This is a genomic window from Neotamlana sedimentorum, assembly GCF_000943565.1.
Lineage (GTDB): Bacteria > Bacteroidota > Bacteroidia > Flavobacteriales > Flavobacteriaceae > Neotamlana > Neotamlana sedimentorum.
On record NZ_JTDW01000008.1, the window covers coordinates 1 to 25,257 of the forward strand.

Genomic DNA, 25,257 nt, shown 5'->3' on the forward strand with positions numbered 1-25,257 from the left:
TGCTTGTTTTTTAACTCAGTTCTTTGTTGGCTTTTAGTGCTTATTATTCAACTTTTTTCAAATATCTATTCGGTAATATGTCATTTACCAATACATTATCTTTTAAAATAAATAGTTCCTCAATCATTTCAGTGTTTCCTTTGATTTTAATTGTGATGCTATTTTCAGTTGCATTCCAAGTTCCAATTTTTTCATCGTCTTTAATAGCTCCATTTTTTCCATTATTTTTTATCCACAACCATTTTGCACCACCGTTTTCGTTCAAAGCGTACATTTCGACAGATTCATTTGATGATTTTTTCCCTTTGATTTCAGTTGTATATGCTCCAGCAAATTTTTTCCTATGTTCTATTCCTTTATCAAGTTCAACTATTTTTGTTTCTTGATTTTTAGAATTATTAGTCGGCTTTAATTTTTTAATTATGATTGCAATTAGCATTAAAACAATAATTCCTCCTATAATTTTTATCGTAGTTTTATTCATTTTTTTGTCTTAGGATAATTCTGATTAGATGTAGTTAATAATTCAATTCCGTAAACTTGTTTCGCATTAAAGCCAACTCCCAGATAATAGGAACAGGAATCCTAAATATAAAAAAAATAACACAAAAAAGGCTAACCTTAATTGGTTAGCCTCTTTAACAGTTTAATATATTTATTTAGTTATTAAATTTTAAAAGTCATTACCGGTAAAACCGAGTGGTTTGCTATATCTTCCGAAATACTTCCTTCTAAAAAGTGCGCAATCCCTTTTCTACCATGGGTGGCAACGGCAATTAAATCGGCATTAATTTCGGCTGCCTGATTTAAAATACCAGCTTCAACCGAGTAATTCGACACAAAACTTGTATTAGCCATTCTATCTGTATTACCTTCGGCTTCCATTAAAAAGCCTGATACTTTTTCGCGCATTTCTTTTGAAGTAAGAAATCGACTAGGTGTATTTACATAAACCAAATTTACTTTTGAATTCATGGCTTTAAACTCTGATAACGCCCTTTTAAAGACCTCTATAGAATCATTAGAGAAATCGGTAGCAAAAAGTACATTTTTAAAGCCTACAGTTTTAATTTCATCTTTTAATACTAATACTGGTATTTTAGAATGACGTACCACTTTTTCGGTGTTACTGCCAACAAAAATTTCGGTAATGCCACTAGAACCATGTGAGCCCATTACAATTAAATCGGCACTATGATCTTCTGCTACATCGCTAATTTCACTAAACACCTTAAAATGTTTTACAATTGGAGTCACTCTTACTCCTTCTAAATAGTCTCTATTTAAAAAAGATTTAAATTTTTTCTCAGCTAATTTTAAGTAAAAAACGGCTTCTTCATTTTGTTGAAAACCACCTTTAGTTAAAACGGCCTCCGATAACTCTAACATGTGTAATGCTAAAACTTCTCCTTGATGCTGTTTTGCTAATATCGCTGCCGCTTCAAGTGCATATTCTGAATAAATTGAAAAATCTATGGGTACAATTATTTTTTTCATGACAAATAATTTAGATGGTTTAACTTCCTTTTTTTAATTACTTTAAGTTACAAAATTTAAGGCAAATTTTCAAGTATATTAACGTTTAAATTGTCATTGAAAACAATTGTTTTTGGGGCTGTTTTTGTTGTAATAACACATCGAAAGCCATACAAACATTACGCACAAAAGGCTTTCCTTGTTTTGTGATTTTGAGAGTATTATTTTCAATTATAACCAATCCGTCTTTTAACATTTCTGACAATTTATTTAAGATTTTATCTAGATTTTCAAACTTTAAATTACTAGCATTCCAAGAGGTTTTATAATGACACATTAAATTTAAAATATGTTGTCTAATTGCTAAATCTTCTTCATTTAAAATATGTCCTCGAAATACAGGAATTATTTGGTGATCTAATAAATGATAGTATTCCTCGATGCCTTTTACATTTTGAGAAAAACCATACCAACTATCACTTATCGAAGATACTCCTAAGCCAATCATCATTTTGGTTTTTGATGCCGTATACCCCATGAAGTTTCGGTGTAACTTTAGGTTTGCCATTGCATTGTACAACGCATCGCTTGGTAACGCAAAATGATCCATACCAATTTCTGTATAACCAGCATCAATTAACAATACTTTACCTATTTCATACTGTAAACGTTTTTCTTCTGCTTTTGGCAAATTATTTTCGTTAAAACCGCGTTGTCCATTACCTTTAATCCATGGTGTGTGGGCATAACTATAAAAAGCAATTCTATCTGGTTTTAACTGTCGTGTTTTGGCAATAGTTTCTCGAATATGGTCTACTGTTTGAAAAGGAAGTCCGAAAATAATATCGTGCCCAATACTGGTATATCCAATATTTCTAGCCATTTCGGTAACCCGCTGTACATTTTTAAATGGCTGAATTCTATGTATTGCTTTTTGCACAGCATGGTTATAGTCTTGAACGCCAAAACTAACACGCCTAAAACCTAAATTAAATAAAGTTAATAAATGGGCTTCTGTTGTATTATTAGGATGCCCTTCAAAGCTAAATTCATAATTATTGGCTAAAATAGCTTTACGAGTTATACCGTTTATTAATCGGTTTAAGTTTAATGGGGCAAAAAAGGTTGGCGTACCACCGCCTAGGTGTAATTCTTTTATAATAGGTTTCTCATCGAAAAGCTCACAATACAAATCCCATTCTTTTAAAACAGCGGTTATGTATGGCGACTCTACTTCGTGCCGTTTGGTTATGCGCTTATTACAACCGCAAAAAGTACATAAACTTTCGCAAAATGGTAAGTGGATATATAAACTTATACCTTCGGAAGTGTTACTCTCTTTAAACGATTGCTGTAACGATTGTTTCCACAGTTTTAAACTGAAGGAATTATTATCCCAAAAAGGCACCGTGGGATAACTGGTATATCTTGGTCCTGGTACATTATACTTTTTTATTAAATTTTGGCTCATACTAATTAATTTGAGTCAAAACTAATCTCATAAAAACTAAAAAACCATGACAAAAGTCATGGTTTTATGTTTAAACTAAAACAGTATTAAAAAAGATTAGACTCCATAGTACGTTGATTAATAGAATTATTAAATACTTCTATCATTCGCTTAGCGATACCAGTCCATCCAAAATTACGACGTGCAAAACGAGCGCCTTCAACCGAAAGTTCGTTTCTTAATTTAGGATATAATAGCGGCATAGCCATCATTGCACCAAACTCGGTTGGTCTATGCGGATCGGCAAATAAGGCTTGATTTCCAAAATCAATTAAATCGTACAAACCACCATGTACAGTGACCACACTTGGAGTACCACAAGCCATAGCCTCGATAGCTACCATACCAAAAGGTTCATAACGCGATGGCATTGCAAATATATTTGCTGCTCGGTAAACGTTGGCTAAATCTTCGTCTGCTACATAACTTTTCCACGTAATTTTATCTAAAACGCCTAATTCTCCTGCTATTTTTTTTAATCCTTCAACACCTTTATCATCTTGTTTAGAGCTATCGCCACCAATGGCTGCAACCAAGCGTGCTTCCGGACAAAGCTCGAAAACTGTTGGTAAAGATTTAATTAGTAAATCGTAACCTTTATTATGAGCCATTCTACCTAACGCTAAAATATCGGTAGGGTGTATATCGTATTTAGCTCTAATTTTATCGTTTTCTTTAGTTGGTACAGGAAAGAAACGATTTTCGTCTATTCCTGGAGGAATCATTCCGCAATTACGTGGTAAAACATCATATTGCTGTGTTAACAAATCTACCTGAGGTAATGTAGTTGCAATAACATAATTACACATTTGATACACAAAATACTCCTTACGAATACGTTCTTTAAAACGGTATTTTTCTTCCATTTCTTTTTCGTCCATATCGCTACCCATGGTATGCTGTTTCCACCAACCTAGAGAGTGCGGAGTATGCACGTGCGATATACCAAGTTCTTCTGCTATTTTTTGTCCTGCCCAACCAGCATCCCAGTAGTGCGAGTACACAACATCGTAACGTTTACGTTCTTTTTTTATAGCTGCAAGACAATTGGTTACAAACTTTTTTAGGTGGTCGTGCATATCTTCTTTGCGAATAAACTTTTTACCACCAAAAGGTATACGCCATACACTATAATTTTCGTCTACGTGATCGTATTCTGGTTGGTCTTCAAATTGACGCGTAACTAAATCTACTTTTTTGCCTAAACGGCTAAATCGTTCGGCGAGTTCTAAAACGTAAACTACTTGTCCTCCTGTATCTGGTTTTCCTAATTCGGCATTTGCTCCTACATATCCGTGCAAGGATATCATTAATATTGATTTCATAGTTTTAAATTTTAGTTAATCTATTTATAATTTTTAAGTCGTGACAAGCAGAAATATATTGTGCTGCCGACCATGCTTGATAGGCTTTACCCATAGCTTTTCCTGTGATACCATGCGCCCATTCTGTAAACTCCCATTCTTCGGTTAAACCTTCTTTATTTATTAAAGCTAGTTTATGAAGCTCGGAAATTGCCACATCTTTTAAACCTAATTTATTGATAAACTTCACCCAAAAACCACCTACAAATGGCCAAATACCGCCATTATGGTAATGGTTAGGTAAATTTAAAAGATTTACCGTGTAATAAGGTCTCCAGTCTGGATCACCTGGTGTTACTACGGGATACACATTTGATACTGGAAACGGATCGTTAACCCCTACGCCTAGCATAAACTTAAAGGTTTCGTGTGCTTTTTCAGAATCTATAGTTCCATGTAAAAAGGCTAATACGTTTCCAAAAACATCGCAACGCCAACTAAAATCGAAGGGGGTTGTTTGTGCTATTAAATATGAGGTATCTCCTAGTGTGAATTGACGTTCGGCAAAAGACACCGATTGAAATAATTTTTGTTGTGTTGATGGCCAAAAGTTTTGTAAAATTTCTTTTTTTATAACTTGAGACCAACGAATGTATTCTCCAGCTTCTTCATATTCGCCTAACATTTCTAGCATACGCCCAAAACATACATTTGCTCTGTACCATAAAATTTCGTCGTAAAGTATATTATAACTTCCACCAAATAAATCGGTCCAGTCACCAGCTTCAGGAATTTCTAATAGCGCATCGTTATTACTATCGTGAGCCCCCAACCAACGCATAGTTTCTTTTATATCTTTTATATATTTTCTTAAGAATTTAATGTCTTTTGTAACATTTACATACTCGTAAAAAGCTATAACTACCCAAATACCACTATCTATGGAACATATTCCTCCTACTCCAGAATAATCTGGAACATTATCTTTAATACGAACGTTGGAAGGAATTTGACCGTTTCTTGAAATGTGTTCGAATAAAGTTTCAAGCGTCTTTTTTTGACATGCATGAATTTCTTCATCGTGAATTAATGGCAAAGAGCCAATTACAGTTATGGCGCCATCACGTGCCCAAACGCTATAATAATTTTCGTCGGTACCTTTGGATACATTGTCTTTTATCGAACAAGCAGAAAAACCTAAAGGTGTGATGTTCTTTTTTAAAGCGATGACTGCTTTTTCGTATCCTTCGCGAATTAATGCTAATTTTTCGTCTTCATCTTCTTCGGCAATATTACTTAATTCTTGCTGAATGATATAATCTTCGGTATGATCGATACTTTCTGTTACCTTAGCCTCTTTTGGTAGAACATTGTAATAAATTAAACCTTCTATAATACCATCACCATGCATATTTTCAGCATGATAAATTTGTTTATGCTTGGTATATTTATAAAGTTCTTCGTGTGCATTCGCTACAACAATTCCTTTTACATCATCCAAATCGAACATTGCAGAATCGTTTCCGCTATCGCCTGCTACTAAAACATTTTCAGGATTAATATCTAATTTATTAAGCAACCATTGTAGGGCATTGCCTTTATTTGCCCATTTTGGAAGCACATCTAAAAACTGATTTCCGGAATACACAATATTCACAAACATATTAGCTTTTGCAAAGTCTTTTTCTATACTTTCAATAAGTTCTTCGGTAGCATCATGAAAAAAGTAGCTTCGTTTATAAGCATGCTGATATTTTGAAGGCTGCTCGCTTATTGGGTGGTTTATGTTTGTTACAATACTTTCAACGGCTTCCAAATCCCAACCTTCATCTAAAATATCATTAAATTCTTTTACAATACATTTATTATTATAATCGTATATAATAGTTCCTACTCCAGCAATTATGTAATCGGGTTCAGGTAAGGTACGTTTTTCAATTAAACCTAAAACATCGTCTACCAAACGCCCTGTGTTATAGGTTAAAATGACATCTTTGGGTTTGTGTTTTTTCCAAACTTTTCTAAAATTACTTTTGTGTGTATGAAAATCGATTAATGTATTATCAATATCGAATGAAAGTAGATTAATGACCGCTTGTGTGCCATCTTCAGTTTTGTTCATGTTTTTTTGCTTTTTTTACAAATTTTGGTAAGATTTTTCCATAATTTAAGCCAAAATGGAGTAAAAAACAAAAAAAAAACGAACTATTATTTCTGCAATTTTGATGTAATAAATTGAAAGCGATTAACTACGAAATTTAGAATTAAAATCTACTTTTATTAAATTTTCAATAATCAATAAAATTTATTTTTAAGCCTTACAAACCTTTTATAAAATTACCATAAGGATCTTTAAATTGAATGCCTTCTGTGAAGCGCTGTTTACTTAAAAGTTTAAATTCAACAAGCGCCCAAAGCACAAATTCTTTTACAAAAAAGCTATCTTCTTGAGAAATATTAGGTTGATATTGTGCTAGTAGGTCGTTTAACGGTGAAATATTACTTAATAAGCTTTTATATTCTTTATCGCGCAAATCGTCTAACAACTCAAAACCTTCCTTTAAATTAAAAAACCACGATACAATAGCATCGTATGGTGTTTCTTCGTTTGCCTTTTGAAGCTTTTCAATTTTAGGAAAATACTCAATAAACAAACTTTTTACAGCCTCGCCTATTAAATTGTAAGCAACAACAGCAGCGCCTTCTTGTTCGCCTTCGTAAACTAATTCTACTTTTCCGGTAATGGCGGGAATTATACCTACAAAATCAGACAATCGAAGCGTTGTGTTTTCTTCTCCATTTACTAAAGCTCTACGTTCTGCTGTGCTTAATAAATTCTCTAAAGCCGTAATACTTAAACGTGCACTTACACCACTTTTAGCATCGATATATTCGCTTTCGCGTGCCTCGAATACTATTTGTTCCAATAAATCTCGTGCTAAATCGGGAATTACCACGGTAGATTTTTGCGACTCGACCACCTTCGCTTCTTGCTCAGTAATTTTTCTTGCGGTTTCAATATCGATAGGGTAATGCGTTAAAATTTGCGAACCAATACGATCTTTTAACGGCGTTACAATACTACCTCTATTGGTATAATCTTCTGGGTTTGCTGTAAAAACAAATTGCATATCTAAAGGTAATCGTAATTTAAAACCTCGTATTTGTATATCGCCTTCTTGTAAAATATTAAATAAAGCCACTTGAATTCTGGCTTGCAAATCGGGCAACTCATTAATTACAAAAATACAACGGTTCGCTCGCGGAATCATTCCGTAATGAATAACTCTATCGTCGGCATAACTCAGTTTTAAATTTGCAGCTTTTATAGGGTCGACATCACCAATAATATCGGCAACAGTTACATCGGGAGTTGCCAATTTTTCGGCAAACCTTTCGCTTCTATGCAACCAAGTAATAGGTGTATTATCGCCCTTTTCTTTAATAAGTTCTGTTGCAAATCTAGATAACGGCTTTAAAGGATCGTCGTTAATTTCGGAACCAGCTACCACCGGAATATATTCATCTAACAAATTAAGCATTAAACGTGCAAGACGCGTTTTTGCTTGTCCGCGTAAACCCAGTAAATTTATATTATGACGCGATAAAATGGCACGTTCTAATTCTGGAATTACCGTGTTTTCGTAACCATGAACACCAGTAAAAGTGGTTTCTTTATTTTTTATTTTTTGAATTAAATTTTCGCGAAGTTCATCTTTTATTGATTTCGATTGATATCCTGAAGCTTTTAATTCGGCTAATGTTGTTATTTCGTTAACTTTCATTATACATTTTTAGTTTTAAGAAACATCTCGACTGCGCTCGATGTCACTATAAATTTTCTTTTTTCAATGTTTAGAGTGCTAATTAGCCTCTAATTCTTTTTTTTCTGTTTGTTTCATAGTCTTCAAAAATCATTTCACCTAAACCTTTTAGACCTGTGTAAAACGCTTTTCCTTGGTTGGCATAAGTAAATTCTCGAACAAATTGCATTAAGTAACTATCTTTTGCAATCATAAAGGTTGTAATGGGAATGTGTAATTTTCGGGCTTGTTGCGCCATCATATAACATTTATTAGTAATGTTTGGATTTAACCCCATACTATCTTTAAAATACTCACCGTTTTTCAATTTTAAACAACTTGGCTTCCCATCGGTTATCATAAAAATTTGTTTGTTTGTATTTCGTTTTCGACGTAACAAATCCATCGCCAATTCTAAACCTGCAACCGTATTTGTATGATATGGACCGACATTTAAATACGGTAAATCTTTAATTTCTATTTGCCAAGCATCATTACCAAATACTAAAATATCGAGTGTATCTTTTGGATAACGCGTGGTAATTAATTCAGCAAGAGCCATAGCAACTTTTTTGGCAGGTGTAATTCTATCTTCGCCATATAAAATCATGCTGTGGCTAATATCAATCATTAAAACAGTACTCATTTGCGATTTATGTCGGGTATCTTCAACCACTAAATCGTCTTCCGATAAGGTAAAGTCACCAATACCATGATTAATTTGCGCATTTTTTAAACTTTCGGTCATGGAAACACGATCTAAACCATCTCCAAATTGATAATCTCTAAAATCGCCAGTATGTTCGTCTCCAATACCCGGACTTTTACTTTTGTGATTGCCTTGTCCGCTTCGTTTTATTTTACCAAAAATTTGATCGAGCGCTTGCTGCCTAATCGCGCGTTCGGTTTTTGCTGTTATAGCTAACCCATTTTTGCCATCGGGTTTAATTTCTTCTCTTAAATAACCTTTCTGTTTAAGGTCTTCGATAAAATCATCAATCGTATATTCGGCAGTGGTAAGCTTGTATTCTCTATCGAGTTCGCGCAACCAATCTATAGCTTCATCAAAATCGCCAGAAGTATGCGTAATTAGCTCTTTAAAAATCTCGAAAAGTTTTTCAAAGGGCGATTGATTAGGAGCTTCATACTTTTTAAATACAAATCCTTTTCTTTTCATATTTCGTTTTTTCATAGCTGTCTAAAATTACGAATTTGCAGGATATAACGCTTGTTTTAAAATATTAAAATTTTGTTATAGCGTAGTTTAAATTTGTTATTACATCAATATTCATTTAAATTAAGTGGAACAACAAAACAACACTTTACTATGAAAAATTTAAATTTATTACTTATTGTAAGTACAATTGCAACATTTACAGCATGTAAAAATAATACGAAACAACAAGAAAAAAAGTTGCCTAACCATGAAGTTAGTAAAACCGTTGAAGAAAAAACCAACAATGCTAAATCTGTTACAATTGCTTTAAACGCGAAAAGTGAAAGCAATGTAGGTGGAAAAGTAGTTTTCACCGAAAATAATGATGTTGTTAACATGGTTGCCTCCATTAATGGTTTAGAGCCTGGAGTTCATGCCATACATATTCATGAAACGGCAGATTGCTCTTCAGCAGATGGAAAATCTGCAGGTGGTCATTGGAACCCTACCAGCCAACCTCATGGTGCTTGGGGTGCAGAAACTGGTTACCATAAAGGAGACATTGGTAACTTTACAGCAGACGAATCGGGCCATGCAGAAATTGAATTTTCTACTTCAGAATGGTGTCTTGACTGTAACGACAACACTAAAAATATTATAGGAAAAGGTTTAATAGTACATGCAGGAAAAGATGATTTAACATCTCAACCATCCGGTGATGCCGGAGCTAGAGTGAGTTGCGCTGGTATAATTCAATAAAATCTGTTTTAAGAATTAAATAACAACTATAACTTGGTATTCGTTTTTTTATCTCTTAACTTTCGGTTAAATAAAAAAGACATCAGTTAACATGAAAAAATTAAACATCCTTTTACTTTTTTTATCCTTAAGTATTATAGCTTGTAAAAACAACAAAAAAGAACCTACAACCATTGAAAATGAGACAACAACAGCCGAAGTTTTTGTTGTAAAACCAGAAGCCACATCGGTAAAATGGACCGCATATAAAACCACCGAAAAAGTGGGCGTTGGCGGTGAATTTACTACGGTTAACTTCGAAGAAAAATCTGGCGCAACACCAGAGGAAGCTTTAAATGGTTTATCATTCTCCATCCCTGTAAGTAGTTTATTTACAAACGATGCAACAAATACGCGTGATGCTAAAATTAAAACTTCCTTTTTTGGTTCGATGTTAGACGCCGAATTATTAACTGGAACTATTGCTTATACTAGCGGAAATTGCGTGGCTAATTTAACTATGAATGGTGTTACACACGAACTTCCTCTTGCTATTAACATTACCGATGAAAGACGTGTAACTTTAACTGGTGTTATGAATTTAGCCGACTGGAATGCCCTTGATGCTTTAGCCGCGTTAAACAAAGTGTGTTTCGATTTACATAAGGGCGCCGATGGTGTTAGCAAAACTTGGGAAGATGTTGCTATTCAAATAGAAACCTACCTAAGAAAAAGTTAGTAAAAACAGCATGACCACCCAACAAATACTTGAAAAATTAGTGTCGTTCCCCGTTTTAGGAGGCGATAGTAATTTGGAAATTATTAATTGGATTAAACAGTATACAGAAAGCTTTGGTATTAAAACGTTTTTGGTTTACAATAGCGATAATACCAAAGCTTCTTTGCATTGTAGAATTGGGCCAGCCATAAATGGCGGCACTATACTTTCTGGACATACCGATGTTGTTCCGGTTAAAAATCAACCTTGGTATACTAATCCGTTTAAATTAGTAGAAAAACCAGATGGCAACCTTTATGCTCGCGGTAGTTGCGACATGAAAGGCTTTTTAGCCTGTTGCCTTTCGGCATTACCCAAAATGGTAAAAGCCAACCTAAAAAAGCCCATTTATTTTGCTTTTTCTTACGATGAAGAAATTGGGTGTTTAGCCGCCGAAGCTTTAATAAATCATATAAAAGCAACCTACAGCGAAACGCCAAAATTTGCTATTATTGGTGAGGCCACCATGTTGCAACCCATAATTGGGCAAAAAAGTATCCATATTTTAGACATTACAGTTAACGGTTCCGAAGGACATAGCAGCCGCATAAAACAAGAAGTTAGCGCCATTCATGAAGCTGCAAAAATTGTTCTTTGGGCAGAAGAAAAAATGAACACTCTTGTAAAAACGAGTAACGATGCTCGTTTTAATCCGCCACACACTTCATTACATGTTGGCACTATAAACGGAGGCATTGCAGCGAACATAATCGCTAATAAAGTAACACTTTCGTTAGATATTAGATGTTTACCAAAAGACAACCCAAACATATTATACCAAGATTTAATACATTTTTGCAGAGAAAGAGAAAATACTCAGCGCGCAATTTTCTCTGATTTTAAAATTGACGTTGAAGAAAATCATCCTATTGTTCCTGCTTTTAGCACAAACGAAAACGCCGAAGCTGTTAATTTAATTGGCGAAATTACAGGAAATTATAATTGGAATACCGTATCGTACGCATCGGAAGCTGGCTACTTTGCTAATGCTGGTTTCGAGGCTATAATTTGCGGACCAGGATCGATAAAACAAGCGCATAGAGCTAACGAGTTTATATCGAAAGATCAACTACATAAAGGTGCACAAATGATTGAAACCTTAGTTAGCTATTTAGAAACCTCTGCATAATTGTTATTTATTTTTTTAATAAACAAAATTAAGCTTAGAGATATTTATAAAACTTATTGTATTAATAGCTAGCAAACAATTTGAGATACAGCATATATAATAATTAACTCTTTCCCCTCAATGCATTAATTAATTTGACCATTTCTGCGTTTACCGATTCTCGTTTTTTCTTATTTAGTAAAGAATAATAAAAAATAACTATAATTAAAAAAAAGAATGGAGATTTGACAAGCATAATTAACAAGTCAGAAAAGGATTCAATAACTGCGTAGGTAGGACTAATATCTTTCATACCAAAATCGTTTAACAAGAAAATGTATTTCTTGAATTTAACAAATAGCCAATAGGCTCTCTAAATTTCGATTAGATGGAAACGTTAACGAAGTCTTGGAAGAAGTCCTTTTCAGCCGTATTATGCCCCTTGTTCTTTGCAGTCCTTTGCAAAAATGAAATGTTAGTCCTTTTGTAGTCCTTTATTTGTATTAAAGTCCTCAATAAGTGCCTAACACTTATCCATCTAAATCAAAAGTAACAATTAAATTGATAACATCAAATAAAAATAAAAACGTTATTCAAAATCGTAAAAAAAAAGCTAGCTTTAGCTAACAAAGTTGCTTGCTTTTAATTTAACCATCGAAAAATAATCACATGCAAACACGCAACTTTCCTTACATATAAACACGCAACTTTCCTTACATATAAACTTTGTGTGTAATTTGAAATAAAAATGGAGAAAATAATTATGATAGCTACAATATTATCTTTTTTAGGTTGCAAGAAAGAAAAAACCAATTTTGGAAATTATGAAAAACCTGAAATCCTTGAAAAACTTGAAAGTTATGCAAAAAAGAAATTAGCAAATTGGGAAAATCTTGAATTTTGGGTTGATTATAATCATTATTACAGTATAACTCCAATTGATGTTATACCTTTTGCAGGTACTGGAAACAATGGAATACATTTTGGGTTTTTAACTGATTTTGGGTTTGTTAAAAATTTAGAAAAAGCACCTATTGTTTGTATTGCGCCATCTTATGACCCTCCAATAAATATTGTAGCAAAAGATTTAAGACAATTTTTATCTTTTGTAGCCTATTGTGAACAATCTAGCTTACTTGCTGATGTATATGAAAATGAGAAAGCGTTTGAGTTTAGAAAAAATCAATATTTAGAATGGCAAATGGAAGAAAAACATATCGTTAAAAGAAAAAAAACAATAGAATTATTAAACAAAGATTTTGGGATTGAAAAAGACAGTAAAATAATTTCAAAAATAATTAACCTAAAAAAAGAACGTGAAAAAATTTGTAGCACGGAAACATCTGATGGAATGGGTTTAATTCTAGAAAATGATGAAAAGGTATCAAATTTTGAATACAGTAAAGACCCACAGAAAGTTAAGGCGTTTTTAGATAAATCCAACTTGAATAGTCGATTGAAATTTTATAGAGAATCTACATTTCAATATATTTTAAGCGATGATTATGACAAAGAAATTAAAAAGTTAATTATTGAATATTTAGAAAAAGACGGATTTAAAAGAGAATCTGAAATTGTTAAAAATTTATAGAAAGACTATTTAAAACAGTGAAAAAATTAATCACCTAGTTCTAGCCTGCTTATAAAAATTCTAGCAGACTTTCTATTCCGTTTTTATTTGCTAAATTAGGTGTTCGAACAACATAACTAACAAGACACAAAACTGTTTACGGCAAGCTTGACTAACCAATAACCAATGATAAAATTCTTTAGAAAAATTAGACAAAAGACACTGACTGAAAATAAGTTCGGAAAATATTTAACCTACGCTATCGGAGAAATTATTCTTGTTGTCATTGGAATCTTGATTGCACTTTCAATAAATAATCACAATAACAATAAACAACAGCGAAAAATAGAACAGGCTTATTTATTGTCTCTTCAATCTGAATTTGAAACAAACTTAGAGAAAATAAACAATTCTCTCACCGAAAATTATAATCAAGTGAAAGCCGTTGAAAATATGCTTACTTTATTTGATGATAATGTTCGTGATACTATTGGTGAAAAAGAAATATCAGATATTATATTCTCAGTTTTTAAAGGAGTTGCGACTTATATCCCTTCAAAAGGAGTGCTAACTGATATTATTAGCTCTGGAAACCTCAATTTAATTCAAAATGAAAAACTAAGACAAAACATTGCATCTTTTGAGAGTACATTGGATTTTTTAAAAATCCAAGAAGTTTCAACTCATGAAATGATGAAAGAACTGCAAAAACAATTAAATGAAAATGGAAGTGTTAGAAAAGTATTGATAAATAGAGGCTTTAATTTTGAAAATCAATCGATATCCGATAGTGTAAGTAATAAAAACATTTTCAGTTTAGTTAAATTTGAAAACACGCTTCTTGATTTCTATTTAACAATTAATGCAACAAATGGGCAAAGGTTTTTTGGCGGAATAAAAGAACAAATAGAACAAATTTTAGCTGACCTTGATTCAGAAATATTAAAATAACGAAAGCACAATAGTGTGTATAACTAACTACTATTTACTAGCCTACTTACAATAATCCTCACAGGCTAGGTATGTTTTATTTGCTAATTTTAGCAACTAAACTAAGCAACGAGCCAAACTAAAACACGTAGTAAACAAGTAGAAAGCAACATCGAGATTAAATGAGTGAATTGTTTATAGAAGAAAAAACATATAAAAAAAAGGACTTTTCAAAAAATGGACTTGAAAAAGGTGAATATGAATTATGCACTTTTACTAATTGTAATTTTTCTAATTCCGATTTGTCGAAAATTAGATTTATCGACTGCGAATTTTACGACTGTAATTTAAGTTCAGCTCATATTTTACAAACAGGATTTCAAAATGTACGGTTTAAAGATTGTAAAATGTTAGGCTTACCATTCGATAAATGTAACGACTTTGGATTTTTAATAAAAGTTGACAAATGCCTATTAAATCATTCTTCATTTTTTAAACGAAACCTTTCAAAACTGTCTTTTAACAAATCCAAACTACAAGAAGTCGATTTTACAGCATGCGATTTGAGTGCATCCGTTTTTAACGAATGTGATTTACAAAATGCTATATTTAAAAACACAGACTTACAAAATGCCGATTTTAGAAGTTCTTATAACTTTACAATTGACCCCGAAAACAATAAAATTAAGGGCGCGAAATTTACATTAAGCACTGTAGTTGGACTTTTAACAAAATATAACATCAAAATAGATCCTAACATTTAAAGCAAAATCAAGAATAAGGCGTCTTTTAAAACATACAGAAAAAAGATAAAAAACAATCACAACAACTCTTAGCGCATTCAACGGGTTAACAAAAATCGCATAAAAACCACTAAGCACCTTTTAAAGTGTGCAATCACCTCAAATTAAACCACTTAAATAGCTCGGTTTATCGTAAATTCTCCTTAAATTACAACACTTACTTCAACAAAAACCTACAATTTATCCATAACTTTCAACATTTCAGAGGATAATAATTTAAATTTTTATAATTGAAATAGAAATTTGCACGTGTAATCGCTAACTCATATTAAGTAAAATGAATAAAAAGAAAACTATAATGCTTAGGATAATTTTATTTTTAGGAACCGTTACCTCATTATTTTTTGTGCCATGGTTATTGGTAAAAGCATGGATATTGCCACTTCCAGAAACAGTACAAAAACAATTAGACCAAGCTGTTGGCCACGGATTTGATGGTGTAATTGTTTACATTGACCAAGCTAATAAAGCACCGCAATATCTTGCATCTGGTTGGCACAATAAAGCCACTAAAACACCTGCTAAACCAAATGCTTTGTTTAAAATTGCTAGCATTAGTAAATTATATGATGCTGTAGCGGTTACTAAATTGGTAAGTCAAGGTAAACTTTCTTTAGATAAAACTTTAGCCGATTATTTACCCGAGGTTGTGGGACATATTGAATATGCCGAACAAATAACTTTGCGCTTAATGATACAGCACCGAAGCGGTATTCCAAATTTTACCGATGCCCCAAATTTTTGGGCAAACCCAACACAATCGTACGAAGAAAGTCTTACTTTAATTTTAGATAAACCAGCTAATTTTAAACCAGATACCGATTACGAGTATTGTAACACCAATTATCTTTTAATTAATAAAATAATGGATAATGCATTAGGTTACAATAACTTTAAATTTATTAAACAAGAAATTTTAAAACCCTTAAACCTTAAAAACACATTTAGCTCGTTAAGCGAAGTAAATATTAACGATGTTATGAGTGGTTATCACGTAGGGCATCCGTTTGATTTAAAAGCAGATGAACACGGCATGGTTGCCACAGCAGAAGACGTGGGTATTTTTATTAGAGCCTTAAATAACGGATCTATTTTTAAACCAGGTGAACAAGAAATTTATGCTTCTATTTATGAATTTGAACACGGTGGTTGGGTACCAGGTTACCAAAGTTTTGCCAATTATTATAAAGATTTAGATGCTGTTGTTATTCAGTTTTATAGCACAACCGACTCTAAACTATACAATTGGAACCTCTCTGAAATAATAAATAAAAGGATTAAAAAGATAATTAAACGTAAAACTAAATAATGCTTACTACTTTGTAACCTAACATTAATTATTACAGCTAAATTTTAGAATCTTTTAAACCCCAAGTGTCCAATGCTCTAAGTACAGTTTCTAAAGATTTACCTCTTTCAGTTAAGCCATACTCTACTTTTGGTGGCACCACTGGATATACTTTACGATGTATAAGCCCATCCTTTTCTAATTCGCGAACGGTTTGTGTAAACATTTTATTTGAAATTCCAGGAATATGCTTTTGTAATACTCCAGAACGCAAATTATCATCTAGCAAATGAAACAAGATTAAAGGCTTCCATTTAGTCCCAATTAAATTCATTGTATAATTTAACGGACATTTAACTTCATTTTTCATAAAACTAACTTATTAATAAACAGTATTTTACTCGTTTAAGTAACTATATAACTTTTTAGTAAGTTATTGCCTAATAAGCAAATATAATCTAATTTCGCAGTCTAAAACAAAAATTATGACAACAAATAAAAATTATCCGAAGTCGTTTTCACACATCGGAATTACAGTTCCCGATATTAAAGCAGCTACAAAATTTTACACAGAAGTTATGGGTTGGTATGTTATTATGGAGCCTTCAACAGTAAAAAAAGAAACCAAAACAGCCATTGGAAAAATGTGTATTGATGTTTTTGGAAACGATTGGGAAACGTTTGAAATTGCACATTTAGCAACCTCGGATGGTATTGGGGTTGAGTTATTCTCCTTTCCTCATGGTGTTAAAGATGCTCCTGAATTTAATCCGTTTAATACCGGGTTATTTCATTTTTGTGTACAAGATCCCGATATTGAAACGTTAATTGAAAAAATTAAAGCCTACGGCGGAAAACAACGCATGCCCATTCGAGAATATTACCCAGAAGATAAACCGTTTAAAATGTGTTATGTAGAAGATCCTTTTGGAATTGTTTTCGAAATTTACACACATAGTTACGAGCTTACGTACTCTAGCGGTGCTTACGCTAAATAAATTTTATTTAAAAAAACTAAAAAAGGGCTGTTTAAATGTTAACCAGCCCTTCACCTAACAAAAACCTAAAAATTAACACATAAATTTAGGTTCCAAAAAATATTATAAGTTAGAATCTGTACGTTACCATTGCTTTAGCAAAAAAAGGTGTTCCAGGAGTAAAATGTATTTCTTCTACGGCTTGAGGTTCATTTTGTAAACGCGATTCTGTAGCAAATTGTGTTTCGCTCCATTCTACATCAAATATATTTTCTACGGCTATTCCAAAGGTTAAATTATTTATGGTGTAGCTAGCATTAAAATCGGCTACAAAATACCCATCAGCTATAATACTATTATCTTCATTTGCTGGCCTATCATCAATAAACCTATAACGTAATCCTCCTGAAAATCCTTTTAAGTTATTAACCGCTAAGCCTCCTGCCATTGTAAAACTTGGGGCTAAAGGAATATAATTTTCACCGTCAGGATCTTCTGTACTTCTTGCGTGAGTTAACGTAGCATCTGTATCTAGAAACAACCAATTGGTTAATTGATAACGCATACCTAAATCTAAACCGTATCGTTCTGTTTTACCACTTGGCTCAACAATTCCAGCATCGCCTACATAAACAAACTCTTGTTCTAAAAATAAATACCAAAGCGCACTGTTTACAACGAGATTAGAAAAAGGTTTCCAAACAGCTCCTAAATCTGTACCATAAGCTCTTGGTAAAATATCTTCACCTGAATTACTTACCACCACCCTAGCATCGTTAGAGTGAAAGCCTAATCCTGTTTTTAAATACAACTGCAAATTATTGTTTGCATTATAAAAGAAATTAAGTTTTGGACTAACAATAGCTTTGGTTTCGGCTTCGGCAGAATAGGTTTCCGATAACTTATCGGTGTATAAAAACTTAAAATAATCTAAACGTAAAGCTGGAGCAATTGTAAATTTGCCCATTTCAAAATCGGCATTAACATAAGCCGCTGCATTAGTTTGATTAATATCGCCTAACTGAATATTTTCTAAGGTTGTAACTCGATTTAAAGTATGCGACAATTCTGTATCTGTAGTAGCATCGTGCCTTAATGAAACTCCTGAAGTTAATTTTAATTCTGTACTACCTAAAAAGGTATTATAAATAAGTTCAGAATTTAACCCAAAAACATCGCGATCTTCCTTTTGTTTTATTTGATCGCCGTTATCTGGATCTTCTAAAAAAAATGTAAAATTTGAATATAGCTCGAATGCATAGTGCGAATAAAAGGCATTAGTTTTTATTGTTGTATTGTTTGATACTTGTTTGTTGTATTCTACATTTAAATTGGTGCGTTCTGTTGTACCTCCTTCGGTATCATCTATAGCTCCAAAACGAGATATATTACCATTATCTACTTCACGCTGTGGTATTTGCCCAGAAGCATCCCATCGGCTTGTAAAGTGTGAAGCTGTTAGCGTAAGCTTATCATTATCTGGCGTAAAAATTACATATTTACCAAATAAATTTACTCTATTAAAATTTTGTGGTGAATCGAAAGGGCCATCGCTTTCTAAATATTCAACTGCAACAAAAGCATTCTTATTTTTTCGTTTCCTAATAAATCTATCATACCTAAAGTTCTGAAGGTATTAAATTGCCCGACACCAAATGTTACCTCACTATTTTTTAAATAATCTTTGGTAGAAAAATCAACATAACCAGCGGTAGTAAAATCGCCTTCTTTTGCATAGTATGGCCCTTTACCAAAATCTATTTTATTAACTGTTTCTGGTATTAAAAAATGTAAATCTGCATAACCTTGCCCGTGGGCATGAGATACCATATTTACGGGCATTCCATCAACTGAAATTGAAATATCTGTACCATGATCTATATCAAATCCTCTTAAAAAAATTTGTTCGGCTTTTCCGCCTCCTGCATGTTGACCTATAAATAAACCGGGGACTTTACGTAACACATCTTGCGACGAGTTTACAGGGTTTGTACTTAAATCTAACCTAGAAATTGTGCTTAAGGCATTAACCTGCTCTTCTACAATCATTTCATCTAACTTAAATATTTTTTCTTGTAATATTATTTCTACATTATCAAGATTATAGTCTGGTGTTAATTTTATTATTTTGGTTTGGTAGCCTAACAAACCTATTTTTAAAGAATCGCCAGTTTTTGTTTTTTCTAGAATAAAAACGCCACTTTCTGAGGTATGGGCATGTGCTTTACTACTTAAATTGTAAACATAAACAGATTCTAGTGGTTGGTTTATATCGTTTTTAACAATACCTTTTATTTGCTGCGAAAAAGCTTCACTAGATATTAATAAAAACACATAACAAATTAGTTGTACTACTCGGTTTAATAATTTCATTAAATATTGATTGATTAATATTGGTTTTGGTCAAAAGTACTTTCTAGTAATTTTTATTTCAAACATTTAGTTTTTTTTAACTTACTTTTAGCTTTATAAACTTTTGATGCTTTTTTAAAATAAAAATTGCGGAAGCTATAATTCAAAATATTACATTTATACTTTCATAACATTTCAACATAATTACATGAACCCATCGGCTTCTGGTTGGATAAAAAAACTGCTCAAAATTTGTGGTAACACTAGTTCCCTTTTTAAGCTAAGCGATGACGTGCTATATAAAAACCTTAGATCCTCTGGATTTATTTATGGCAGTAATTTATATGTTATTGAGCATATTATAGAGAAAGGCGATTTAACCGAAGAAGAAATTTGTAAAATAAATTTATGTTTAGCCTTACTTTATACTCATAAAAAAGCCAATATTGAAAATGATTTTGTAGAAAGTGTTATAGATTTTTATAACAGTATAAACGAAACTAAAACCTCTTTTTTTAGAATATTATTAAGTGAAAAAAAAACTACGGAACAACTTGAAAAAATATTTCATAAGCGCATTCAAATAGATACAAATATTTTAACCAAAAACTTTAAATATTTTATTGTTAATGCCTTACTTTTTATTGATGTTTTGGCCTATAAACACTATTTAGAAAACAAAATAATTTCAACAGATTACCTAACTAAAATCGAAGCTTCAATAGCTTCTATTTCATTAAATGTTTTAAACTCTAAAGCAGAAAAAAATCAATACGATGAGAGTTTAATTCGCCTTTTCGAATCATCTTTACGCTATTTTAACGAAGAAACCAACGATTATAAACACGCTATATCTCACATAAATACCTCTTTAGAAAAGCAATATATGATTGACCTCGCTTGTATGGCAACCTGGACCGATAAAGTTATTGATATACAAGAACAAAAGTTTTTAATTTCACTTAGAAAAGATTTAAATCTTGAAAAAGATATTTTAAAAGAATCTATTATAACCATAAACTCCTTTTACACGCAAAACAAAAACAACATTGCCTTATTAAGCTCGAAAAATTTGGTTAAAAGTTTTTACGATAATTCTAGCAAAATGGTAACTAAACTTATTTCTAGAAACAGAAAACGCTTATACCAAGAATTATTAGACAGTAAAGAACTTATGGTTTTACTAAGCCAGTCTACGGTGCGAGAATTAACGAAAGAGGAACAAAAAAAGGTACAAGATCAATTGCTTGATATTTTTAAAAGCATTCCAAGTTTAGCTATTTTTATGCTTCCTGGTGGAGCTATTTTATTACCACTGGTTATTAAGTTTATTCCTAAACTTTTACCATCGGCTTTTGACGAAAACCGTATTGAAGACGATTAATTTTTCAACTTAACCGCGCCAAATAATCATAATGTTCGCCTTCGTAAACTAGTTCACATTTCAAGCCAACCGTTTCGCAAGCTAACTTTAAGGTGTCAAAATCAAGATACAACCATTTCATTGGAGTTTCTTTTTCTCCTTTATAACTTAAATAATAATCGAGTTCGCCGTAGTAGCTCGCATTCATATCTTGCCAATAGCCACCGTCGTCGTCTAAATACATGTATTTAATATCAGACGAATCAATTAAAATTTGCCCGTTAGGGTTTAGCAAACTTTTTAAATGCGTTAAGTATTTCGAAACTTGAGTAAGTTCTTGAAAAATTCCGGTACCATTCATTAATAATAAAACGGTATCAAAAGTTTCCGATTCGTTTAAAATATTTAAAACTTCGGCATTTTTTACACCGCGCATTTTTGAAACTTCAATAGCTCCTTCCGATACATCGATAGCTTTCACAGCTATACCCTTTTGCTGCAAATACAAACTATGGTTTCCGGCACCACAACCAGCATCTAACACCTTGCCTTTACTTAATTTTAAAGCGTGCTGTTCGAGTTTAGGCATTTCAGAATAATTTCTAAATAAATACGGTAAAGGCAATTCATCTTCATCAGAAATACTTGTAGACGTTATAATGTCTTCTGTATAATTTCCGTTTTGGTAATCTAGTAAAGCTTTTCCGAAAAGGTCTTTCAAATTCAAAATTCAAGTATTAAAATACAAAGTTAGTTTGCTTTTAGTAGTTTTGCTAAAATTTTAAATTTTGAGTATCCAACCTAAAATAGAAGATCTTCCAAAGCTCGCCAAAGATAAGCATAACGAAACCAAAAAATTCTTTACAAAGCTTAAAAAAAAGCCACCAAAGAATTTAGATTATGTGATGCAAGAGTTACACGAAGAAGCGTTTGAACGCACCGACTGCCTACAATGCGCAAATTGCTGTAAAACAACAGGTCCGTTATTTACACCTAAAGATATTGAACGTATTGCGAAACATTTTAAAATGAAACAGCAACAGTTTATAGATCAATATTTAAGAGTTGACGAAGAAAATGACTATGTACTGCAAAGCGTGCCATGTACGTTTTTAGATGCCGATAATTACTGTCTTATATACGATGTGCGCCCAAAAGCATGCCGAGAGTTTCCACATACCGACCGGAAAAAATTTCAGCAAATAACCAACTTAACTTTAAAAAATGTGGCTATTTGTCCGGCAGCTTTTAACATAGTTGAAGCCATGAAACAAAGGATAAAATAGTTATATTTAAAAACTAAACTAAATTACTTTGGAAGCTTTATTAAACTATTTCGAGACCATACCATCTCATCACCGAGCCATAATTTTAATTGGAGGCCTCACTTTTTTCTGGGTTTTAGAAGGCATAATGCCGTTATTTGGTAAACCTTACAAAAAATGGAAACACGCTGTACCCAATATATTTTTCACGCTAACAACCGTAATTGTTAATTTACCATTGGCATTTTTACTTTTAAAATCGGCCGATTGGGTTACTCAAAACAACTTCGGAATTCTTAATTGGTTACCAGAAATGCCTTTATGGCTATACGCACTTTTAGGTATATTTTTAATAGATTTTATTGGTGCTTATTTACCACATTTAATCGAGCATAAAACCAAATTGCTTTGGAAAGTGCATTTAGTACACCATACCGACCATAATGTAGATGCAACAACCGCAAATAGGCATCACCCTTTAGAAAGTTTAATACGTTATTTATTTACGTTGGCAGGCATTTTTATTATTGGAACTCCAATTGCTATTGTATTTTTATACCAATCGCTATCTGTTGTGGCAACCCAATTTAATCATGCAAACATAAAATTACAAAGAAAAATAGATGATTGGCTAAGCTACGTTATTGTTTCGCCCGATATGCACAAAGTACATCACCATTACAGATTACCCTTTACAGATTCTAACTACGGAAATATTTTTTCGGTTTGGGACCGACTTTTTGGAACTTTTATGAAATTAGACAGAGATGCTATTGTTTATGGCGTTGATGTATTTCCAGATGAAGCTGCCAATAGCAACATAAAAACCTTATTAGCACAGCCTTTTAAAAAGTACGAGCAGCAAACCATAAAGCCAGACGAGTTTTGAAAAATTTATCGGTTTTAATTTTAGCAATAGTTGTAGTGAGTTGTAATTCTAAAAATATCGACATTCAAGGGCATCGCGGTTGCCGCGGATTAATGCCAGAAAACACCTTACCGGCATTTAAAAAGGCTATAGAACTTGGTGTACAAACCTTAGAACTCGATGTGGCCGTAAGTAGCGATAACGTAGTTATTGTATCGCACGAACCGTTTTTAAGCCGTACCATTTGTTTAGATATTGAAGGCAACCCAATTCCAAAGGAAGATGATATGAAATACAATTTATATCAAATGACTTTTGATAGTATTAAACAATACGATTGCGGATTAAAAAAGCACCCCAGATTTCCAGAGCAACAAAAAATTAAAACCTATAAACCAGCTCTCGACGAAGTTTTTAAACTCGCAAAACAACTAAACCCAAACATAAAATTTAATATCGAAATTAAAGCAAAACCCAAATACGATGGCATTTATACGCCAACCCCAAAAGCCTTTGTTGCCTTAGTTTTAAAAGTGATTGAAGCTAATAACGCTTTCGCGGAAACCAACTTGCAAAGTTTCGATTTACGAATACTAGAAGAAATTAAAATACAAGCTCCAAAAATGAAAGTTGCTATTTTAGTTGATGAAGATGAAAACATCACTAAAAAACTTAACAATTAAGTTACAAACCTCAAATTGTAAGTCCGTATTTTAAATTACTAAATAAAACTACTGTTGAAGATTTACAGGCTCAAAACTATCAAGTTATTCCATGGACGGTTAACAAAACCTCAAATCTTGAAAAAATGATAGCTTTAAATGTAGATGGTATAATTACAGATTACCCCGATAGATTAGTGGCGCTATTAAATAATTAATTTAGAAAAAGAGCTTCTAATTGATTTCCTAAATCGTAAACAGGAACGTTAGACAAATTAGTAACAATAGAAATAACAACCTCTTCTTCAGGATAAATTAAAAGTAAGGTTGATGCGCCTACACCACCACCAGAATGTCCAAATCTGGGTGTTTTGTTTTTAGATAAACCTACCGAAAAGCCTACGCCGTAATGTGTGTTTTTACCAGAATCTAAAATTTGAGGCGTTAACAATTCACTTAAAACAGTTTCAGAAATTAATGTTGGATGTATTATTTCGTTTCCAAATTTAATTAAATCTTCAGATGTTGAAATAAAACCACCTCCAGCAGCTTTAAATTCATTGCAAACAGGACTGCCCAATTCAATTTTACCATTTTCATTTTTTCTGTAAAATAGCGTTCTATTAGGTATATCAGTATTACAATAGTCTAAGCAGGTGTTTAGCATTTTTAGCGGACTAAAAATGACGTTTTTCGTATAAGTATCAAAAGGTGTTTTTGCAACCGTTTGCGTAACTTCGCTAAGTAAGTTCCAGCCATAAGTACTGTATTTGTAGTTGCTTTGTGGCTTAAAAAGTAAGGTGTCGTTTTTAAAAATATCTATACCTTGAGTAATAGTTAACGGTTCGTTTAACAAAAACTCACTATTTTTATAATGCCTAATTCCTGCCGTATGCCCACCAACTTGCCTTATAGTAAAATCGTATTTCTTTTTTGGGTAAGTAGGTAAATAGGCGTACACGCTAGAATCTAAATCTATAAGTTTAGCATCAATTAAAGTGGCCATACAAACAGCCGAAATAGGTTTTGAAATACTAGCAATTCTAAATTGAGTTTCGTCTGGCCTTACCTTAATTTTTTTAGCAATATTCGCATAACCAAAACCTTCCGACCAAACCAAATCGCCATGTTTTAACACAGAAACAGACATACCAGGAATTTGTTCTTTTATTAAGAAATTTGTAGCAAAGTCCTTTGGTGTTTTAGGGTTAGCCGTAACCGTAGGTAAAGCACTTTTACAAGCGGTAAGACCAAAAAAAACTGCAATAATAAAAACTGAGATTTTAAGCTTCATTTAAAAATATTT

25 protein-coding genes are annotated in these 25,257 nt (G+C 32.5%); 13 read left to right on the top strand and 12 right to left on the bottom strand.

Features of this window, described 5'->3' with window-relative positions; translation table 11 throughout:
- Positions 1-43 precede the first annotated feature (43 nt).
- The 7 genes from PW52_RS11725 to PW52_RS11755 form a co-directional block, all read right to left on the bottom strand.
- The gene (locus tag PW52_RS11725; RefSeq protein WP_044633155.1) at positions 44-484 is read right to left on the bottom strand and encodes a hypothetical protein; all 441 of its coding nucleotides are present in this window, start codon (positions 482-484) and stop codon (positions 44-46) included.
- Between the two features lie 182 nt (positions 485-666).
- Entirely contained in the window at positions 667-1,497 is an 831-nt protein-coding gene (locus tag PW52_RS11730) for a universal stress protein (RefSeq protein ID WP_044633156.1), read from the bottom strand.
- Between the two features lie 85 nt (positions 1,498-1,582).
- Positions 1,583-2,947 (bottom strand): oxygen-independent coproporphyrinogen III oxidase, encoded by a 1,365-nt coding sequence (hemN, locus tag PW52_RS11735; RefSeq protein WP_044633157.1) that lies wholly within the window; start codon positions 2,945-2,947, stop codon positions 1,583-1,585.
- A gap of 86 nt (positions 2,948-3,033) precedes the next feature.
- Positions 3,034-4,311, bottom strand: a complete 1,278-nt coding sequence (locus PW52_RS11740; protein ID WP_044633158.1) for a glycosyltransferase — start codon at positions 4,309-4,311, stop codon at positions 3,034-3,036.
- Between the two features lie 4 nt (positions 4,312-4,315).
- Positions 4,316-6,412, bottom strand: coding sequence for an HAD-IIB family hydrolase (locus PW52_RS11745; RefSeq protein WP_044633159.1), 2,097 nt, complete (start codon positions 6,410-6,412; stop codon positions 4,316-4,318).
- Positions 6,413-6,608: 196 nt separating this feature from the next.
- The gene (locus PW52_RS11750) at positions 6,609-8,075 is read right to left on the bottom strand and encodes a MoxR family ATPase (RefSeq protein ID WP_044633160.1); all 1,467 of its coding nucleotides are present in this window, start codon (positions 8,073-8,075) and stop codon (positions 6,609-6,611) included.
- Between the two features lie 82 nt (positions 8,076-8,157).
- Entirely contained in the window at positions 8,158-9,270 is a 1,113-nt protein-coding gene (locus PW52_RS11755; protein WP_394331358.1) for a vWA domain-containing protein, read from the bottom strand.
- 150 nt (positions 9,271-9,420) lie between these two features.
- Between PW52_RS11755 and PW52_RS11760 the strand changes: the two genes are divergently transcribed.
- The 7 genes from PW52_RS11760 (at position 9,421) to PW52_RS11795 (ending at position 16,485) form a co-directional block, all read left to right on the top strand.
- Positions 9,421-10,008 carry a superoxide dismutase family protein gene (locus tag PW52_RS11760; protein ID WP_044633162.1) on the top strand — a complete coding sequence of 196 codons (588 nt, stop codon included), beginning with the start codon at positions 9,421-9,423 and terminating at the stop codon, positions 10,006-10,008.
- Positions 10,009-10,099: 91 nt separating this feature from the next.
- On the top strand, positions 10,100-10,726 hold the full coding sequence (locus PW52_RS11765; RefSeq protein ID WP_044633163.1) for a YceI family protein: 627 nt from the start codon (positions 10,100-10,102) through the stop codon (positions 10,724-10,726).
- Between the two features lie 10 nt (positions 10,727-10,736).
- On the top strand, positions 10,737-11,894 hold the full coding sequence (argE, locus tag PW52_RS11770; protein WP_044633164.1) for an acetylornithine deacetylase: 1,158 nt from the start codon (positions 10,737-10,739) through the stop codon (positions 11,892-11,894).
- A 727-nt stretch (positions 11,895-12,621) separates the two neighbouring features.
- Positions 12,622-13,464 (top strand): hypothetical protein, encoded by an 843-nt coding sequence (locus PW52_RS17190; protein WP_131454000.1) that lies wholly within the window; start codon positions 12,622-12,624, stop codon positions 13,462-13,464.
- Positions 13,465-13,629: 165 nt separating this feature from the next.
- Positions 13,630-14,394 (top strand): DUF6090 family protein, encoded by a 765-nt coding sequence (locus tag PW52_RS11785; protein WP_044633166.1) that lies wholly within the window; start codon positions 13,630-13,632, stop codon positions 14,392-14,394.
- Positions 14,395-14,555: 161 nt separating this feature from the next.
- Entirely contained in the window at positions 14,556-15,137 is a 582-nt protein-coding gene (locus PW52_RS11790; RefSeq protein ID WP_044633167.1) for a pentapeptide repeat-containing protein, read from the top strand.
- A 337-nt stretch (positions 15,138-15,474) separates the two neighbouring features.
- Positions 15,475-16,485, top strand: a complete 1,011-nt coding sequence (locus PW52_RS11795; protein ID WP_240475182.1) for a serine hydrolase domain-containing protein — start codon at positions 15,475-15,477, stop codon at positions 16,483-16,485.
- A 37-nt stretch (positions 16,486-16,522) separates the two neighbouring features.
- On the opposite strand, the gene PW52_RS11800 is transcribed toward PW52_RS11795, so the two are convergent.
- The gene (locus PW52_RS11800; RefSeq protein ID WP_044633169.1) at positions 16,523-16,834 is read right to left on the bottom strand and encodes a winged helix-turn-helix transcriptional regulator; all 312 of its coding nucleotides are present in this window, start codon (positions 16,832-16,834) and stop codon (positions 16,523-16,525) included.
- Positions 16,835-16,949: 115 nt separating this feature from the next.
- Between PW52_RS11800 and PW52_RS11805 the strand changes: the two genes are divergently transcribed.
- A complete protein-coding gene (locus PW52_RS11805; protein ID WP_044633170.1) occupies positions 16,950-17,462 on the top strand; it encodes a VOC family protein in 513 nt (170 codons plus the stop codon).
- 109 nt (positions 17,463-17,571) lie between these two features.
- Here PW52_RS11805 and PW52_RS11810 read toward each other — a convergent pair whose 3' ends face one another.
- Positions 17,572-19,047: a TonB-dependent receptor gene (locus tag PW52_RS11810; RefSeq protein ID WP_316930146.1), complete on the bottom strand. Its 1,476-nt coding sequence runs from the start codon at positions 19,045-19,047 to the stop codon at positions 17,572-17,574.
- Entirely contained in the window at positions 18,999-19,814 is an 816-nt protein-coding gene (locus PW52_RS17800) for a TonB-dependent receptor plug domain-containing protein (protein ID WP_316930143.1), read from the bottom strand. The genes PW52_RS11810 and PW52_RS17800 overlap by 49 nt, the downstream gene beginning before the upstream one ends.
- Before the next feature lie 187 nt (positions 19,815-20,001).
- Here PW52_RS17800 and PW52_RS11815 point away from each other — a divergent pair, with 187 nt between their 5' ends.
- Positions 20,002-21,177: an LETM1-related biofilm-associated protein gene (locus PW52_RS11815; RefSeq protein ID WP_044633171.1), complete on the top strand. Its 1,176-nt coding sequence runs from the start codon at positions 20,002-20,004 to the stop codon at positions 21,175-21,177.
- A 4-nt stretch (positions 21,178-21,181) separates the two neighbouring features.
- Here PW52_RS11815 and PW52_RS11820 read toward each other — a convergent pair whose 3' ends face one another.
- Positions 21,182-21,877 (bottom strand): class I SAM-dependent methyltransferase, encoded by a 696-nt coding sequence (locus PW52_RS11820; protein ID WP_044633172.1) that lies wholly within the window; start codon positions 21,875-21,877, stop codon positions 21,182-21,184.
- Between the two features lie 73 nt (positions 21,878-21,950).
- On the opposite strand from PW52_RS11820, the gene PW52_RS11825 reads away from it, so the two are divergent.
- The 4 genes from PW52_RS11825 to PW52_RS17850 are packed head-to-tail and all read left to right on the top strand — an operon-like array spanning position 21,951 to position 24,169.
- On the top strand, positions 21,951-22,442 hold the full coding sequence (locus PW52_RS11825; protein ID WP_044633250.1) for a YkgJ family cysteine cluster protein: 492 nt from the start codon (positions 21,951-21,953) through the stop codon (positions 22,440-22,442).
- Positions 22,443-22,470: 28 nt separating this feature from the next.
- On the top strand, positions 22,471-23,310 hold the full coding sequence (locus tag PW52_RS11830; RefSeq protein WP_044633173.1) for a sterol desaturase family protein: 840 nt from the start codon (positions 22,471-22,473) through the stop codon (positions 23,308-23,310).
- The gene (locus PW52_RS11835) at positions 23,307-23,972 is read left to right on the top strand and encodes a glycerophosphodiester phosphodiesterase family protein (RefSeq protein ID WP_052823473.1); all 666 of its coding nucleotides are present in this window, start codon (positions 23,307-23,309) and stop codon (positions 23,970-23,972) included. The genes PW52_RS11830 and PW52_RS11835 overlap by 4 nt, the downstream gene beginning before the upstream one ends.
- Before the next feature lie 14 nt (positions 23,973-23,986).
- Positions 23,987-24,169 carry a glycerophosphodiester phosphodiesterase gene (locus PW52_RS17850; RefSeq protein WP_117584378.1) on the top strand — a complete coding sequence of 61 codons (183 nt, stop codon included), beginning with the start codon at positions 23,987-23,989 and terminating at the stop codon, positions 24,167-24,169.
- Here PW52_RS17850 and PW52_RS11840 read toward each other — a convergent pair.
- Positions 24,166-25,245 carry a serine hydrolase domain-containing protein gene (locus PW52_RS11840; RefSeq protein ID WP_052823474.1) on the bottom strand — a complete coding sequence of 360 codons (1,080 nt, stop codon included), beginning with the start codon at positions 25,243-25,245 and terminating at the stop codon, positions 24,166-24,168. The two genes, PW52_RS17850 and PW52_RS11840, sit on opposite strands and share 4 nt — an antisense overlap.
- Positions 25,246-25,257 lie beyond the last annotated feature (12 nt).

What these genes read in the sequence shown, in the direction of transcription:
- PW52_RS11785 (WP_044633166.1), top strand. Translation starts at nt 13,630, where the DNA reads ATGATAAAATTCTTTAGAAAAATTAGACAAAAGACACTGACTGAAAAT.
- PW52_RS11740 (WP_044633158.1), bottom strand. Translation starts at nt 4,311, where the DNA reads ATGAAATCAATATTAATGATATCCTTGCACGGATATGTAGGAGCAAAT.
- PW52_RS11760 (WP_044633162.1), top strand. Translation starts at nt 9,421, where the DNA reads ATGAAAAATTTAAATTTATTACTTATTGTAAGTACAATTGCAACATTT.
- PW52_RS11755 (WP_394331358.1), bottom strand. Translation starts at nt 9,270, where the DNA reads ATGAAAAGAAAAGGATTTGTATTTAAAAAGTATGAAGCTCCTAATCAA.
- PW52_RS11795 (WP_240475182.1), top strand. Translation starts at nt 15,475, where the DNA reads ATGCTTAGGATAATTTTATTTTTAGGAACCGTTACCTCATTATTTTTT.
- PW52_RS11730 (WP_044633156.1), bottom strand. Translation starts at nt 1,497, where the DNA reads ATGAAAAAAATAATTGTACCCATAGATTTTTCAATTTATTCAGAATAT.
- PW52_RS11840 (WP_052823474.1), bottom strand. Translation starts at nt 25,245, where the DNA reads ATGAAGCTTAAAATCTCAGTTTTTATTATTGCAGTTTTTTTTGGTCTT.
- PW52_RS17190 (WP_131454000.1), top strand. Translation starts at nt 12,622, where the DNA reads ATGGAGAAAATAATTATGATAGCTACAATATTATCTTTTTTAGGTTGC.
- PW52_RS17800 (WP_316930143.1), bottom strand. Translation starts at nt 19,814, where the DNA reads ATGAAATTATTAAACCGAGTAGTACAACTAATTTGTTATGTGTTTTTA.
- PW52_RS11805 (WP_044633170.1), top strand. Translation starts at nt 16,950, where the DNA reads ATGACAACAAATAAAAATTATCCGAAGTCGTTTTCACACATCGGAATT.
- argE (WP_044633164.1), top strand. Translation starts at nt 10,737, where the DNA reads ATGACCACCCAACAAATACTTGAAAAATTAGTGTCGTTCCCCGTTTTA.
- PW52_RS11745 (WP_044633159.1), bottom strand. Translation starts at nt 6,412, where the DNA reads ATGAACAAAACTGAAGATGGCACACAAGCGGTCATTAATCTACTTTCA.
- PW52_RS11790 (WP_044633167.1), top strand. Translation starts at nt 14,556, where the DNA reads ATGAGTGAATTGTTTATAGAAGAAAAAACATATAAAAAAAAGGACTTT.
- PW52_RS11765 (WP_044633163.1), top strand. Translation starts at nt 10,100, where the DNA reads ATGAAAAAATTAAACATCCTTTTACTTTTTTTATCCTTAAGTATTATA.
- PW52_RS11800 (WP_044633169.1), bottom strand. Translation starts at nt 16,834, where the DNA reads ATGAAAAATGAAGTTAAATGTCCGTTAAATTATACAATGAATTTAATT.
- PW52_RS11725 (WP_044633155.1), bottom strand. Translation starts at nt 484, where the DNA reads ATGAATAAAACTACGATAAAAATTATAGGAGGAATTATTGTTTTAATG.
- PW52_RS11815 (WP_044633171.1), top strand. Translation starts at nt 20,002, where the DNA reads ATGAACCCATCGGCTTCTGGTTGGATAAAAAAACTGCTCAAAATTTGT.
- PW52_RS11750 (WP_044633160.1), bottom strand. Translation starts at nt 8,075, where the DNA reads ATGAAAGTTAACGAAATAACAACATTAGCCGAATTAAAAGCTTCAGGA.
- hemN (WP_044633157.1), bottom strand. Translation starts at nt 2,947, where the DNA reads ATGAGCCAAAATTTAATAAAAAAGTATAATGTACCAGGACCAAGATAT.